General features: G+C 67.3%; 15 protein-coding genes. 4 read left to right on the forward strand and 11 right to left on the reverse strand.

The window, feature by feature from the left end; translation table 11 throughout:
* Window positions 1-121: 121 nt before the first annotated feature.
* From KPB06_RS21585 to KPB06_RS21600, 4 genes are all read right to left on the reverse strand, one after another.
* Complete coding sequence (locus KPB06_RS21585) at window positions 122-577, reverse strand: ExbD/TolR family protein (protein ID WP_059581037.1); 456 nt, start codon at window positions 575-577, stop codon at window positions 122-124.
* Window positions 578-601: 24 nt separating this feature from the next.
* On the reverse strand, window positions 602-1,270 hold the full coding sequence (locus KPB06_RS21590; protein ID WP_059581034.1) for a MotA/TolQ/ExbB proton channel family protein: 669 nt from the start codon (window positions 1,268-1,270) through the stop codon (window positions 602-604).
* 19 nt (window positions 1,271-1,289) lie between these two features.
* Window positions 1,290-2,087: a 4-hydroxy-tetrahydrodipicolinate reductase gene (gene dapB, locus KPB06_RS21595; protein WP_059581032.1), complete on the reverse strand. Its 798-nt coding sequence runs from the start codon at window positions 2,085-2,087 to the stop codon at window positions 1,290-1,292.
* Between the two features lie 65 nt (window positions 2,088-2,152).
* Window positions 2,153-2,950 carry an outer membrane protein assembly factor BamE gene (locus KPB06_RS21600; RefSeq protein ID WP_059581029.1) on the reverse strand — a complete coding sequence of 266 codons (798 nt, stop codon included), beginning with the start codon at window positions 2,948-2,950 and terminating at the stop codon, window positions 2,153-2,155.
* A 141-nt stretch (window positions 2,951-3,091) separates the two neighbouring features.
* Here KPB06_RS21600 and fur point away from each other — a divergent pair, with 141 nt between their 5' ends.
* Window positions 3,092-3,520 carry a ferric iron uptake transcriptional regulator gene (gene fur, locus KPB06_RS21605; RefSeq protein ID WP_006400349.1) on the forward strand — a complete coding sequence of 143 codons (429 nt, stop codon included), beginning with the start codon at window positions 3,092-3,094 and terminating at the stop codon, window positions 3,518-3,520.
* Window positions 3,521-3,613: 93 nt separating this feature from the next.
* Here fur and KPB06_RS21610 read toward each other — a convergent pair whose 3' ends face one another.
* The 3 genes from KPB06_RS21610 to KPB06_RS21620 form a co-directional block, all read right to left on the reverse strand.
* Window positions 3,614-4,147 (reverse strand): ureidoglycolate lyase, encoded by a 534-nt coding sequence (locus KPB06_RS21610; protein WP_059581027.1) that lies wholly within the window; start codon window positions 4,145-4,147, stop codon window positions 3,614-3,616.
* A gap of 14 nt (window positions 4,148-4,161) precedes the next feature.
* Complete coding sequence (alc, locus tag KPB06_RS21615; RefSeq protein WP_059581025.1) at window positions 4,162-5,169, reverse strand: allantoicase; 1,008 nt, start codon at window positions 5,167-5,169, stop codon at window positions 4,162-4,164.
* A gap of 130 nt (window positions 5,170-5,299) precedes the next feature.
* On the reverse strand, window positions 5,300-6,619 hold the full coding sequence (locus tag KPB06_RS21620; RefSeq protein ID WP_059581022.1) for a C4-dicarboxylate transporter DctA: 1,320 nt from the start codon (window positions 6,617-6,619) through the stop codon (window positions 5,300-5,302).
* Window positions 6,620-6,829: 210 nt separating this feature from the next.
* On the opposite strand from KPB06_RS21620, the gene KPB06_RS21625 reads away from it, so the two are divergent.
* Complete coding sequence (locus tag KPB06_RS21625; RefSeq protein ID WP_179231710.1) at window positions 6,830-7,552, forward strand: FadR/GntR family transcriptional regulator; 723 nt, start codon at window positions 6,830-6,832, stop codon at window positions 7,550-7,552.
* A 240-nt stretch (window positions 7,553-7,792) separates the two neighbouring features.
* Here the strand turns inward: KPB06_RS21625 and KPB06_RS21630 are convergent, their stop codons facing one another.
* Together KPB06_RS21630 and KPB06_RS21635 are read right to left on the reverse strand one after the other, a co-directional pair.
* The gene (locus KPB06_RS21630) at window positions 7,793-8,851 is read right to left on the reverse strand and encodes an L-idonate 5-dehydrogenase (RefSeq protein ID WP_059581017.1); all 1,059 of its coding nucleotides are present in this window, start codon (window positions 8,849-8,851) and stop codon (window positions 7,793-7,795) included.
* 15 nt (window positions 8,852-8,866) lie between these two features.
* Window positions 8,867-9,640 carry an SDR family NAD(P)-dependent oxidoreductase gene (locus tag KPB06_RS21635; RefSeq protein WP_059581203.1) on the reverse strand — a complete coding sequence of 258 codons (774 nt, stop codon included), beginning with the start codon at window positions 9,638-9,640 and terminating at the stop codon, window positions 8,867-8,869.
* 152 nt (window positions 9,641-9,792) lie between these two features.
* On the opposite strand from KPB06_RS21635, the gene KPB06_RS21640 reads away from it, so the two are divergent.
* Entirely contained in the window at window positions 9,793-10,659 is an 867-nt protein-coding gene (locus tag KPB06_RS21640; RefSeq protein ID WP_059608822.1) for a LysR family transcriptional regulator, read from the forward strand.
* 181 nt (window positions 10,660-10,840) lie between these two features.
* The gene (locus KPB06_RS21645; RefSeq protein ID WP_143328687.1) at window positions 10,841-11,530 is read left to right on the forward strand and encodes a hypothetical protein; all 690 of its coding nucleotides are present in this window, start codon (window positions 10,841-10,843) and stop codon (window positions 11,528-11,530) included.
* A gap of 245 nt (window positions 11,531-11,775) precedes the next feature.
* On the opposite strand, the gene gap is transcribed toward KPB06_RS21645, so the two are convergent.
* Window positions 11,776-12,786, reverse strand: coding sequence for a type I glyceraldehyde-3-phosphate dehydrogenase (gap, locus tag KPB06_RS21650; RefSeq protein WP_059581011.1), 1,011 nt, complete (start codon window positions 12,784-12,786; stop codon window positions 11,776-11,778).
* Between the two features lie 87 nt (window positions 12,787-12,873).
* Window positions 12,874-14,946 carry a transketolase gene (gene tkt / locus KPB06_RS21655; RefSeq protein ID WP_059581007.1) on the reverse strand — a complete coding sequence of 691 codons (2,073 nt, stop codon included), beginning with the start codon at window positions 14,944-14,946 and terminating at the stop codon, window positions 12,874-12,876.
* Between the last annotated feature and the right edge of the window lie 38 nt (window positions 14,947-14,984).

The following is a 14,984-nucleotide window of genomic DNA, read 5'->3' on the forward strand; positions in this document are numbered from 1 at the left end:
CGTGCGTGCCCGGCGCGGGAACGGGCTGAGCGGTTCCGGGCCGGGAAAAACGTCGATTATACCGCCCGTGCGGGCCCGCACGGCCGGTCTCTCGCGGGCCGGGGCCCGCAACGACGGCGTATCAGGGTTTCGCGCCGGCGGCGGGCGGCACGGCGCCGCCGGCCGGCGGCACGTCGGTCACGAAGCCGATCCGCGTGAGGCCCGCGGCCTGCGCGGCGCCCATCACCTGCGCGATCACGTCGTAGCGCGTCGCGCGCGACGCGCGCAGCCGCAACTCGGGCGGCGCGGCGCCCGCGGCGGCGGCCCGGAAGCGCGCGGGCAGCGCGTCGAGCGCCACGGGCGCGTCGTCCCAGTAAAGCTTGCCCGCGTCGTCGATCGACAGCGTGACGGATTGCGGCGTGTCGCGCGCGACGCTCGCCGCCACCTTCGGCAGGTCGAGCCGGATCGCGTGCGTCATCAGCGGCGCGGTGATGATGAAGATGACGAGCAGCACGAGCATCACGTCGATCAGCGGCGTCATGTTGATCTCCGCCATCGGCTCGGACGTCTTGTGGTGCTCGAGCCCGCCGAATGCCATGGTCGTTCCTCCGGGGCCGGCGCGTCAGGCGCCCTGCGCGCACACGAATACGTGCAGATCGCGCGCGAAGCCGTCGAGTTCCTCGGCAAGCTGCCGGACGAGCCGGCCGAGAATGTTGTACGCGAGCACCGCGGGAATCGCGACGACCAGCCCGAACGCGGTCATGATCAGCGCCTCGCCCACCGGGCCCGCGACGTTCTCGATCTGCGCCTGCCCGCTCGCGGCGATGCTGCCGAGCGCGTGGTAGATACCCCACACGGTGCCGAGCAGCCCGACGAACGGCGCGGTGCTGCCGATCGACGCGAGCAGCACCTGGCCGAATTCGAGGCGCCGCTGCGAGCGCAGCATCGCGTGCCGCAACGCGCGCAGCACGCGTTCGCCGCGCTCGACGCGCGCGGCCAGCGCGGCCGGGTCGTGGTCGTCGGCCGCGTCGCGCGCGGCTTCGGCGAGCGGCACGAACACGCGCTCGCGATCGGCGCCGGCCAGCGCGGCGATGCCCGCGTCGAGCGACGGCGCGCGCCAGAACGCGGCGAGCGCGCGCGGCCCCTGCCGCTTCGCGCGGACCAGCAGCCAGGCTTTCATGAAGAGGAAGCACCAGCTGGCGACGGACATCGCCAGCAGCACATAGGCGACGGCGTGCGTGATCGCATCGCCGCTTTCGAGGTAGTGGACAACGCCGGTGGGAATCGCCATCGGAGTTTCCTCGCGGGTGTCAGCGCAGGCCGAGCACGTCCTGCATGTCGAACAGGCCGGCGCCGCGCGCCGACAGGAAGCGCACCGCACGCAACGCGCCCTGCGCGTACGACACGCGGCTCGACGACTTGTGCGTGATCTCGATGCGCTCGCCGATCCCGGCGAACAGCACGGTGTGATCGCCGACGATATCGCCGCCGCGCACCGCCGCAAAGCCGATCGACGACGGATCGCGCTCGCCCGTCACGCCGTGGCGGCCGTACACCGCGCAGTCGTCGAGCGAGCGGCCGAGCGCGCCGGCGACGGCTTCGCCCATCATCAGCGCGGTGCCCGACGGTGCGTCGACCTTGTGGCGGTGATGCGCCTCGATGATCTCGATGTCGTAGCCGTGCGAGAAATGCTTCGCCGCGAATTCGAGCAGCTTCAGCGTGACGTTCACGCCGACGCTCATGTTCGCCGCGAACACGATGCCGATCTTGCCCGCGGCGGCCTGCAACTCGGCCTTCTGCTCGGCGGTGAAGCCGGTCGTGCCGATCACGAGCTTCACGTCGTGGCGCAGCGCGGCCTCGATGTGGGCCATCGTGCCTTCCGGACGCGTGAAATCGATCAGATAGTCGGCCTGCGCGAACACGGCGTCGAGATCGTCGGTCAGCTTGATCCCGGTGTCCTTGCCGAGAAACGCACCGGCGTCCTGGCCGAGGAACGGCGAACCGGCGCGGTCGAGCGCGCCGACGAGCTGCGCGTCGGCATCGTTGAGAACGGCTTCGATCAGCATCCGGCCCATTCGGCCCGATGCGCCGGCAATCGCAATCTTCATGGCTTTCTACACGACAGGTCTAAAGGCGGGCGGCGCATGCCGCCCCGTTTCCGCACGCCGGCCGCTTACTGCGCCGGTGCGGTGAGCGGCTGGTTCTGCAGGTTGTCCGAGCCTTGCGGGCCGACCGGCGGCGACGCCTCGTTCGACACGTTCGGCTGCGGCGGACGATGGAACTGGAACTGCGGCTGGATCGCCGGCGCGGCGCCCGGCGGCTGGCCGCCCGGCACCGGCGCGCCGCCCGAGGCCTGCGCGGCCGGCGTGAACCGGCGCGACGCCGCACCCTGCCCCGACACCTGGTTGGTCGCGCGGTTCGCCGCGCGCGCCGCCTGGGCGTTCGCATCCTGGTCGACCACCGCGCCCGGCGCCGGCTCGGTGGCCGGGCTCGCGGCGGCGGCAGCCTGCGCGGCGCTCGCGGCCGCAGCGGCTTCGGACGCCTTCTTCGCCGCGGCAGCGGCCTTCGCCTTCTTGCCGCCGCGGTCGCCGTCGATGTCGGCCAGCAGGTCGAGCTCGGACGGCAGGTTGTCGGCGCCGCTCCAGCTCGCGACGCGATCGCCCGAGAAGTTGATGACGAGGTCGCGCTGCTGGACGATCGACGTCGAGCCGCGCTTGAAGTAGAAGAGGTAATCCCAGCGATCCGCGTGGAACATGTCCGCCAGCAGCGGCGTGCCGAGCAGCGCGCGGACCTGCTCGCGCGTCATGCCGACCTGCAGCTGGGCGGCCTTCTCCTGCGACACGAAGTTGCCTTGCACGACGGTGATCCGATACGGCGTGATGCTCTGCGCGATGCGCTGCGTCACGCTGTCGTACGACGAACAACCCGCCAGCGCGACAACGGCGGCGGCAGCGATGATGGCACTCCGCATGCGACTCCTCTGAAAGTGCGAAAGCGATTCTGGGATCATTTCCTTCACCGTGCTGGCCCGCGTACAGGCCGCGCGTATATCTGGAACGGCGAAAAGCCGGTAACATTGAAGCCCTGCATTGTACTCTAGGGATGCCTAGCCATGACCAATCCGACGGATCTCAAGAATATCGGGCTAAAGGCCACCCTACCGCGCCTCAAGATTCTCGAGATCTTCCAGCAGAGCCCCGTACGCCACCTGACGGCCGAAGACGTCTACCGCAACCTGCTCAACGAACAGCTCGACATCGGGCTCGCCACCGTCTATCGCGTGCTCACGCAGTTCGAGCAGGCCGGCCTGCTGTCGCGCAGCAACTTCGAATCCGGCAAGGCGGTGTTCGAGCTGAACGAAGGCTCGCACCACGACCACCTCGTGTGCCTCGATTGCGGCCGCGTCGAGGAATTCTTCGACGCCGAGATCGAGAGCCGCCAGCAGGCGATCGCGAAGGAGCGCGGCTTCCGGCTCCAGGAGCACTCGCTCGCGATGTACGGTTCGTGCACGACCGAGAACTGCCCGCACCGCAAGCACTGAATCGCGCCACCCGCGCACGCGGCACGGCCCGGCCGGCATCTCGCCGCCCGGGCCGTGTGCTTTTTCGGCGCGCCTGCCGCGCGACCGGAATGCTTACGAAAGCCCTTCTACTCCCTCGCAGACCGGCTCGAACGCCAGCGTCCACGCGTGCTCCAGCGGGATCTCGTCGCAGTTCGGCTGCGGCCCGCCGCGATCGACGATCACGAAATCGCTGACCGCATCGAGCGCGAGCAGCGGATGATGCCAGACGCCCTTCGCATAATTGACGCCCTGCCAGCCCTCGGCCAGGAACGCGCGCATCGCATCGGGCCGGAACTCGCCGGCCGGCGCGACGACGATCGCATAACGCGACACCGCCGCGAGCGGGATGAACGCCTGGCTGCCGTGCGGATGGCGCTCCATCAGCGTGATCGCCACCGGCAGCGCGCGCGGCTGCGCGCGAAACACGCTGACGAGCGGCCGGCCGCCGTCCGCGCACACGTCGATCGTCGCGAGATCGTGAAAGCGCTCGGTCGTGCCGCCGTTGATCGGGAAATGCCGCGCGCCTTCGAGCGCGATCACGTCGCCGAACGGCGCGAACGCTTCGCGGGTCAGGCGCTCGACGCGCAGGATCGGAGTTCCGCTCATGCCGCCCCCCTCCCTCAAGCCGGCTCGCCCCACAGACGCAGGCGCGACACGCCGCCGTCCGGGAAGATGTTGAACCGCACGTGCGTGACGGGGCCGAGCGCCGCGAGCGCGTCGAACGTGTGCACGTGGTCCATCTGCAGCTTCTGCTCGCCGAGCAGTTCGGCCCAGAACATCGCCTGCGTGACGAGCGAATCGTCGGTGCCGCCCGTGACGTGCGCGGCCTGCAGCGAGCAGCGGTCGGGGAAATTGCCCTTGAAGAACGCCGTATCGACCTCGACGCGCCGGATGATGCCCGGCCGCGCGAGCGCGACGATCGCCCAGTCGTTGCCGGGCTCGCGGCGGCGCCGCGTTTCCCAGCCGTCGCCCATGTTCGCGCCGCGCCCCGGCATCAGCATCTGCGAGGCCGGGCCGAAGTGCTGGTTGTTCGCGGCCACGAGATAACCGCCGTTCTCGATCGCCGCGAGATCGACGAGCTCGCCGGCCGGCACGTGGCGCCAGTCGCGCTGCGGCTGGCCGTACACACGCAGCCGCGCAAGCCCGCCGTCCGGGTACAGGTTCACGCGCAGATGCGTGACCGGCCGCGCATCGTCGACGCTCACGTAATGGTGCGAATTGCCCTGCAGCGTCGTCGCGGGCACGATCGTGCGCCATTCGGCGTCGTCGGGCGGCGTGTCGCCGTCCACCGCGCAGGCCTCGATCGACGCGGCCGGCGGAAAGTTGCCGGTGAAGTGGCTCGTATCGAGGTCGACGCCGTAAATCACGCCCGGCCGCGCGAGGCGCACCACGCAGAAGTCATGGCCGGTCGTGCGCTTGCGGCGCGTTTCCCAGCCGTCCATCCACTTGCCGTGGTCGTCGTACTTGCCGGGAATGAACACGGCCGGCTCGGGATTGAGCATGCGCTCCTTGGGCGCGAAGAATTCGTCGCTGGCAAAGAGCGCCTGCGCGCCGAGGCGCGGGTCGGCGAGGTTCATGTAGCGCCGCGTGAAAGCCGGCGCGTTCGGATCGAGGATGGGGGCTGCCATGTCGTCTCCATTGTTTTGAGAAGCGCCGGCGCGTCGGCGCGCCGGCCGCGTGAAGGTCGGTCGCACGGGGTGGCCGGGGGGCCGGCCAAGGGCGCCCGGCCAGGGAACCCGCGCCGCGCGAGCGTCGGGGTCAGAGCGCGTGGGCCTGGTCGCCTGCGACGGGGGCGGCGCTGCCGGGCGCGTCGGCCACGTAGCGCAGTTCGCGATTCAGCACGCGCGTCGCGCGGGCGCGGTCGATGTCGTTCTCCCACACCGCGACCACCACCGTCGCGACGCAGTTGCCGATCAGGTTGGTCAGCGCGCGGGCGATGCCGACGAACCAGTCGACCGGCAGGATCAGCACGAGGCCGAGCACGGGAATCGCGGGAATCGCCGACAGCGTCGCCGCGAGGATCACGATGGCCGAGCCCGGGATGCCGTGCGCGCCCTTCGACGTGACGAGCGACACGAGCAGCACGACGATCAGGTCGTGCGTGGACAGCGGCGTGTTGGTGGCCTGCGCGATGAACAGCACGGCGAGCGTCAGGTAGATCGAGAAGCCGTCGAGGTTGAACGAATAGCCGGTCGGGATCACGAGGCCGACGGTCGAATCCTTGATGCCCATGTATTCGAGCTTGCTCATCACCTGCGGCAGCACCGCGTCGGACGACGCCGTGCCGAGCACGATCGACAGCTCCTCGCGCAGGTAGCGGATCAGCTTGAACACGGAGAAGCCCGCGAGCCGCATCACGACGCCGAGCACGACCGTGACGAACACGAAGCAACTCAGGTAGAACACCGCCACCAGATAGCCGAGCTGCTTGAGCGACGCGACGCCGTACTTGCCGGTCGTGAACGCGATCGCGCCGAGCACGCCGAGCGGTGCGAGCTTGATGATGAAGCCGATGATCCGGAAGAACACGTGCGACAGCTCCTCGATCAGCGAGTTGACGCGCTGCGCCTTGTCGCCGAGCAGCGACAGTGCCGAGCCGAACAGCACCGCGAACACGAGGATCTGCAGGATGTCGCCCTTCGCGAACGCGTCGATCGCGGTGTCGGGGATGATCTTCATCAGGTAGCCGGCCGTGTCCTTCAGGCTTTCGGCGTTCTTCGCGTACGTCGACAGCGACGCCGCGTCGAGCGAGCGCAGGTCGATGTTCATCCCGACGCCCGGGCGCGTGAACCACGCGAGCACGAGCCCGATGCCGAGCGCGAGCGTCGTCATCACCTCGAAGTAGACGACGGCCTTCAGGCCGACCCGGCCGACCTTCTTCAGGTCGCCTGCGTTGGCCATCCCGCTCACCACGACGCAGAACACGATCGGGCCGATCACCATCTTGATGAGCTTTAGGAAGCCGTCGCCGAGCGGACGCAGCGACTCGGCGAAGTGCGGGAAGAACGCGCCGAGCGCGACCCCCAGTATCAAGGCGACGACTACCCGGCCAAACAGCGAATTAAGGAATTTCGACACGGCGCTCTCCCGATCCAACGGTTGCAGTTTCGTCTGTTCATACTGGTAAGACCAGTGATGTTATGGTGGATAGTAGGAAGCCGATATAGTGGCGTCAAGGACGGACAAAATAGGGATTTCCCGCCCCCGCGCCCGTGCTTCCGGGGCCCGAAAGGAGGCGGATCGTGGCTTTCCCGTACGGCCGCGTGCACCGCCTGCGTGCGGATTACAATGCCGGTCAGACCGGCCATCGTTCACATCATGAGAAATGTTCCGCATACCGTGACCGACGCCGCCATCGCGACGATCCGCGACCGGATCGAGGCAGGCGTGTATCCGGTCGGCAGCCTGCTGCCGGCCCAGCGCCAGCTCTCCGAGGAGCTGGAGATCAGCCGCGCGTCGCTGCGCGAGGCGCTGTCGACGCTCGAGGCGCTCGGGATGCTGCGCATCCGCGCGGGCAAGGGCGTGTACGTCGAAAGCGCGCAGGCGTCGGCCGCGCATCCGTGGCAATTCGCCGAGCAGTCGTCGCCGCCCGACACCTACCAGATGCGCTATGCGCTCGAAGGCTTCGCCGCGCGGATGGCCGCGCACGTCGTCAGCGACGCAGACATCGCATGGTTCGAGGACAACCTCGCGGACCTGCACGTCGCGCTGACCGACAGCGCGCTCGACGAGGCATCGCGGCTCGACTTCGACTTCCACATGCGGATCATCCATCTGGCCGGCAACGCGGCGATCGAGTCGATCCTGCGCAGCAGCGCGGACATCATGAAGGAAAGCCAGCGCATGCCGTTCTACCGGCGCGAGCTGCTGCTGTCGACGTGGCACGAGCACCGCGCGATCGTCGACGCGCTGATCGCGCGCGACGCGGCCGCCGCCGGCACCGCGATCGAAACGCACATCGCGAACGCCGCACAGCGCGCGGGCGTCTTCTTCCCGACACCCGGCGCGTAATCCTTCCGCGCCGCCGCGCGGCCGTACCGGTCACCGCTCTGACCGATCGCGATGCGCCAGCATGCGGTCGATGAACGCGCGCGCCGCGACGCTGCGGCACGCGGCGGGTCACGCAGTGATGCGGCGGGCCGGCAATCCGGCAGTCCGTTTCCACCGCACGACAAAAAGGCACGCACCGCGCATCGCGGGCGTGCCTTTTTGCCAAGGGCGCTGCTGCCTTCGCGCGCTAACGCTGCCCCGTCACGCGGCCTCGTTCGCGAAATCGATCAGCACCTTCATCGCACGCTGGCGATCGCCGGCCAGTTCGAATGCGAGGTTCGCATCGCGCATCGGGAACACGCGCGTGACGGCCGGCCGCAGGTCGACGCGCCCCGCGTTGATCAGTTGCACCGCCAGCGCGAATTCCGCGTGAAAGCGGAACGAGCCGCAGATCGACAGCTCCTTCGCGACCACCACGTTCTGCGGCAGGCTCACGTCGCCGCCGAGCCCGAGCTGCACGACGACGCCGCGCGGCCGCATCACGTCCAGCCCGTCGCGCAGCGCGCGCGCATTGCCCGAACATTCGATCATCACGTCGAACGTGCCCTTGTCGGCGCCGTAGCGCTCGACCCAACCGGCATCGGCCGCCGCGTTGATCGTGCGGTCCGCGCCGAGCGCGCTCGCCACCGCGAGCGGCGCGTCGACGACATCGGTCGCGACGATCTCCGCGGCGCCGTGCACGCGCGCCGCCGCGACCGCCAGCACGCCGATCGGCCCGCAACCCGACACGAGCACGCGCTTGCCGATCAGCGGGCCCGCGCGCGACACCGCATGCAGGCCGACCGCGAACGGCTCGGCGAGCGCCGCGAGCGACAGCGGCACGTGATCGGCGACCTTCACGCACTGCACCGCGTCGCACACGAGCGCATTGCGGAACGCACCCTGCACGTGCGGCATCCGCATCGCGCTGCCGTAGAAGCGCATGTCGAGACACTGGTTCGGCAGCCCTTCGAGACAGTAGCGGCAGGCGCCGCACGGCCGGCTCGGGTTGACCGCGACGCGATCGCCGACTTTCACCGACGTCACGTCCGGAGCCACCTCCGCGACGGTGCCGGCGACCTCGTGGCCGAGCACCATCGGCTGCTGCAACCGGATCGCGCCGAAGCCGCCATGCCGGAAGTAATGCAGGTCGGAGCCGCAGATGCCACCCATCGCGACGTCGACGCGCACCTGGCCCGGGCCGATCTCGCCGGCGTCCTGCTCCTCGACCCGCAGGTCGTTCGGCCCGTGAATCACGACACACATGCAACGCATACGCATGACACGCTCTCCTCGTTAGACGGCGCTGGTCAGGCCGCCGTCGACGAACAACGTCTGGCCGTTCACGAAATCGGACGCGGCCGACGCGAGGAAGATCGCCGCGCCGCACAGCTCGTCGACCTGCCCCCAGCGGCCGGCCGGCGTGCGCTTGCACAGCCAGTCGGAAAACGCCGCGTCGTCGACCAGCGCGCGATTCAGCTCGGTTTCGAAATAGCCGGGCGCGAGGCCGTTCGCCTGGATGCCGTGGCGCGCCCAGTCGGCGCACATTCCTTTGGTCAGCATTCGCACCGCGCCCTTGGTCGCCGCATACGGCGCGATCGTCGGCCGCGCAAGCTCGCTCTGCACCGAGCAGATGTTGATGATCTTGCCGCGACCGCGCGCGATCATGTGCCGCGCGACCGCCTGCGCGACGTTGAACACGCCGTCGAGATTCACGCGCATCAGCGCATGCCAGTCGTCCGGGTCGAATGCGTCGAGCGGCGCACGGCGCTGGATGCCCGCGTTGTTCACGAGGATGTCGATCGCGCCGACGCGCGCCTCGAAGTCGTCGATCGCCGCGCGTACCTGCGCGTGCTCGGCCACGTCGAACACCGCATGGTCGGCCGCGAAGCCTTCGTCGCGGAACTGGCGCGCGAGCGTCGCCGCCTTCTCTTCATTGCGATCGTTGATGACGATCGCCGCGCCGGCTTCCGCGAGCCCGCGGGCGAGCGTCAGCCCGATCCCGCGGCCGGAACCGGTAATCAGCGCGCGGCGGCCGTCGAGGCGGAACCGGTCAAGCGCGTTAGCCATGGATGTCTCCTCGTGCCGGTCGAGCCGGCTGCCCATCGCGGCCGGTCTCGCATCGACGGTATCTTCGGCCGCCGGCCGGGTCCGCGCCAATGGTCTTTTTTGATCCGGTTATCATGAAAACTGATTACCGCCTTCTCGCACCCGCCGCCCCAATGGAACTCAAGCAATTGCGCGCCTTCGTCACGCTCGCGGAAGAGCTGCATTTCGGGCGCGCCGCGCAGCGCCTGTGCATCGTGCAGCCCGCGCTGAGCATGCAGATCAAGGCGCTCGAGGCGGAACTCGGCGCGCGCCTGTTCGAGCGCGACCGGCACAAGGTCGAATTGAGCGACACCGGGCGCGTGTTCCTGCCCGAAGCGCGGGCGACGCTGCAGCAGGCCGCGCGCGCGGAACAGATCGCGCGGCGGTCGAGCCGCGGCGAAATCGGCACGCTGCGGATCGCGTTCGTGTCGTCGGTCTTGCCGGCGCTGTTGCCGGCCGTGCTGCGCACGATGCGCGAGCGCTATCCGTTGATCGCGCTCGAGCTGAAGGACATGCCGACGCCCGACCAGATCGCCGCGCTGCGCGAGCGCCGGATCGATTTCGGGATGATCCGGCTGCCGGCCGCCTACGCGGGCATCGACACGCGCGTGGTGCTCGAGGAAGGCTTCGTCGTCGCGCTGCCGCTCGACCATCCGCTGGCCGCGCACGATGCGATTTCACCGGCCGCGCTGCGCGGCGAGCCCACGTTCGTGCTCGCGCGCCGCTACGCGCCCGGCTTTCACGACGAGATGCTGCTCGCATTGAGCCGCGCGGGCACGACGCTCGACATTGCGCAGGAGTTCGGGGAATTCACGACGATGCTCGCGCTCGTCGCGGCCGGGATGGGGATCGGGCTGATCCCGGCGGAAGCGGCCAGCGCGCTGCCGCCGAACGTGCTCGCGCGGCCGCTCGACCTGGCCGGCCACCGCAGCGGCATCGGGCTCGCGTGGACGGATCTCGACAGCCCGCTCAAGCGCGCGTTCGTCGATGCGATCGGGTAGGTGACGGCGGATTCTCGGCCAGAAAAAGAGCGTGCTCAAATTTCCGTAGATGTCGCGCACCGATGCACGTCAATCGTCCAAGTAAGCACAAGTGTCGCCTACGCACGAAAACGGCCACGGTGCATATGAACTTCATTCGGTATCGGTACGGCGATCTCACTCGAAAAAGCATAGGTCTAACATGGCAACCAACGAAAACATCAGAGAGCGAAATTTTTACTCAGGTTCCGAATCCGAGTTACCGTATTTAGTTAAACAGTACAGTACGTTCCAACTTCCTCATCCCCCTAGCATCCCTGGCTTAATCAACGGCGTGCTGGTTGCAGTCGAAATCGAGAATCGCCTCCGACATCTGGCCATGTTAGTTGACGCGGCAACCGATGCCTATCAAGCCAAGGAAATATTCAAATACTTTTTCACGGTCGAAGCGGTGCTCCTGTCCATGCGCCGAGTAATCGACGATCTTGTGATGTCGCTTTACTGCAGATCCCGATCAGAAGAAATAGCGAGAACTCGGCGCATTGAGGTCGACGGATATGGGATGCTATTTCGTTCCGGCAGGCCGACCGCGTTTGGCGCTGAAATTATCCGTGAGTACATTCGACCGAATGAAGAAATCGCCGAGATCCTCATAGAGTTATCGAATTCGTATAAGCACAGCTATCTACTGCCCGAAGCACGCGCATGGGGCGCCGACGTTCCGACAGTACTTGCTATCCATGCCCATCGAAACGACTATTCAAAGTCCATAACCATTCACAATCACAGCTTGGGGCAACTGGTAATTGGTTTCAATTCACTAATTCAACGAATCGTACAAAACTCGCGCAAGCATAACGTCTCGGAAAATGGAGACAAGGACGCTATCTAACGCTTAGCTGTCAACCGATGCCGATGATTATCGGCAGACCTACGCCCCGTTTCTGTCCGCCGGTCACCTTGGCGTCAAATGTTCGTTCTTCTAGGCGACCACCATCAATTTTTGACCGAACGCGGACGACCAGCCCCATGCTCTCCGAGAGGTTACGCCGGGCAATAAAAAACCCGGCCGGGAAACCCCGGGCCGGGTTCGTTCGCCACGCCGGCCGCCTTGCGGCGGCCGCGCGACGTGCACGATTACTTCGCGTTCGCGAATGCGACAGCCGTATCGAGCATGCGGTTCGAGAAACCCCACTCGTTGTCGTACCAGCTCGACACCTTCACGAGACGGCCCGACACCTTGGTCAGCGTCGCGTCGAACGTCGACGAAGCCGGGTTGTGGTTGAAGTCGATCGACACCAGCGGTGCGTCGTTGTAGCCGAGGATGCCCTTCAGCGCGCCTTCCGATGCTTCCTTCATGATCGCGTTGACTTCCTCGACCGTCGTGTCGCGCTTCGCGATGAACGACAGGTCGACGATCGACACATTGATCGTCGGGACGCGGATCGCGTAGCCGTCGAGCTTGCCGTTCAGTTCCGGCAGCACGAGGCCGACGGCCGATGCGGCACCCGTCTTCGTCGGGATCTGGCTGTGCGTGGCCGAACGCGCGCGGCGCAGGTCTTCGTGATAGACGTCCGTCAGCACCTGGTCGTTCGTGTACGCGTGGATCGTCGTCATCAGGCCGGTTTCGAGGCCGATCTTGTCGTTCAGCGGCTTGACGAGCGGCGCGAGGCAGTTCGTCGTGCACGATGCGTTCGAGATGACCGTGTGCTCGGCCTTCAGCACGTCGTGGTTCACGCCGTAGACGATCGTCGCGTCGACGTCCTTGCCGCCCGGCGCCGAGATGATTACCTTCTTCGCGCCGCCCTTCAGGTGCGCGCTCGCCTTTTCCTTCGTCGTGAAGAAGCCCGTGCATTCCATCACGACGTCGACACCCAGCTCGCCCCACGGCAGTTCGGCCGGGTTGCGGTTCGCGAGCACGCGGATCTTGTCGCCGTTCACGACGAGGTAGTCGCCGTCGACCGACACGTCGCCCGGGAACTTGCCGTGCGCGGTGTCGTACTGGGTCAGGTGCGCGTTGGTCTTCGCATCGCCCAGGTCGTTGATCGCGACGATCTCGAGATCGTGCTTCTTGCCGTTTTCATAGAACGCGCGCAGCGTGTTGCGGCCGATACGGCCGTAGCCGTTGATTGCGACGCGAATCGTCATGGTCTATCTCCTGATGGCTGAAAAAATTCGTTTCGTGCAGCTTCACGGTGCGACGCGCGCAACGGGTGGCGCGCGTCGCGTATGCTTTCAGGCCAGCACGGCCTTCACGGTCTCGACGACGTGCTCGACGGTGAAACCGAAGTACTTGAACAGCACGCCGGCCGGCGCCGATTCGCCGAACGTGTCGATCCCGACGACGCCGCCCTCGAGGCCGACGTACTTGTGCCAGAAGCTCGTCACGCCCGCTTCGATCGCGACGCGGCGCACGCCGTGCGGCAGCACGCGTTCGCGGTATTCGGCGTCCTGGCGATCGAACACGTTGGTCGACGGCATCGACACGACGCGGGCCGCGATGCCCTGTTGCGCGAGCGGCTCGACGGCCTTCATCGCGAGTTCGACTTCCGAGCCCGTCGCGATCAGGATGATCTTGCGCGCGACGATTTCCTCGTCCCAGTCCTTCAGCACGTAGCCGCCCTTCTCGATGTTCGCGATCTGCGCATCGGTACGCGGGTTGAACGCAAGGTTCTGACGGCTGAAGATCAGGCTCGACGGACGATCGGCGGCGACCGCGTGGGTCCACGCGACGGCCGTCTCGACCGTGTCGGCAGGACGCCACACGTCGTGGTTCGGGATCAGGCGCAGGCTCGACACGTGCTCGATCGACTGGTGCGTCGGGCCGTCTTCGCCGAGGCCGATCGAATCGTGCGTGAACACGAAGATCGACGGCACCTTCATCAGCGCGGCCACGCGCAGCGCGTTGCGGCTGTAGTCGGAGAACGTCAGGAACGTGCCGCCGAACGGCTTGTGGCCGCCGTGCAGCGCGAGGCCGTTGATCGCGGCGCTCATGCCGAATTCGCGCACGCCGTAGTTGATGTGGTTGCCGAGCAGCACGCCCGCGCCTTCCGGATTCGCGCGCACCGCCTTCGACGCCTTCCAGTTGGTCAGGTTCGAGCCGGTCAGATCGGCCGAGCCGCCGAGCAGCTCGGGCAGCGCGGCGGCGAGGCCTTCGATCGCCTGCTGCGACGCCTTGCGGGTCGCGACCGTCTCGGCGCGCTCGTTCGCGCCGGCGATGATCGCCGCGGCCTTCTCGGCCCAGTCGGCCGGCAGCTTGTTCGCCATCCGGCGCTCGAATTCGGCCGCTTCCGCCGGGAACTTCGCGCGATAGGCCGCGAACGTCGCGTCCCATTCGGACTCGGCCCGCTTGCCGGCTTCCTTCGCGTCCCAGGCCGCATAGACTTCCTGAGGAATCACGAACGGCTCCCACTTCCAGCCGAGCGCTTCGCGCGTCTTCGCGATTTCTTCCGCGCCGAGCGCCGCGCCGTGCACGTCGTGGCCGCCGGCCTTGGTCGCCGCGCCCTTGCCGATCACCGTCTTGCAGCAGATCAGCGTCGGCTTGTCCGACAACTTCGCCTTCGCGATGGCCGCGTCGACCGCGTCGACGTCGTGGCCGTTCACGTTCGGGATCACGTTCCAGCCGTACGCTTCGAAGCGCTTCGGCGTGTCGTCGTGGAACCAGTTCACGACGTCGCCGTCGATCGAGATGCCGTTGTCGTCGTACAGCGCGATCAGCTTGTTCAGCTTCAGCGTGCCCGCGAGCGAGCAGGCTTCGTGCGAGATGCCTTCCATCAGGCAGCCGTCGCCGAGGAACACGTACGTGTGGTGATCGACGATCTTCGCGCCGTCACGGTTGAACTCGTCGGCCATCAGCGCTTCGCCGAGCGCCATGCCGACCGCGTTCGCGAGACCCTGGCCGAGCGGGCCGGTGGTCGTCTCGACGCCCGGCGTGATCCCGTATTCCGGGTGGCCCGGCGTCTTCGAGTGCAGTTGGCGGAAGTTCTTCAGCTCTTCGATCGGCAGGTCGTAGCCGGTCAGGTGCAGCAGCGAGTACAGCAGCATCGAGCCATGGCCGTTCGACAGCACGAAACGGTCGCGGTCGGCCCAGTGCGGGTTCGCCGGATTGTGCTTCAGATGGCGCGACCAGAGCGCGACGCCGATTTCGGCCATGCCCATCGGCATGCCCGGGTGACCGGAGTTCGCTTGCTGGACGGCGTCCATCGCGAGCGCACGGATCGCGTTGGCCATCAAGGTGGTGGAGGCGGGAGACGAAGTCGTCATGTCGAGTCCGGAGAACGAGTCGAGGAAACGGGGGCACGGCGGCATCCGGAAGCTCGAGCGTCAATCGTTCCCGGCGCGCGGTG

It is taken from the genome of Burkholderia semiarida, assembly GCF_029268935.1.
Lineage (GTDB): Bacteria > Pseudomonadota > Gammaproteobacteria > Burkholderiales > Burkholderiaceae > Burkholderia > Burkholderia semiarida.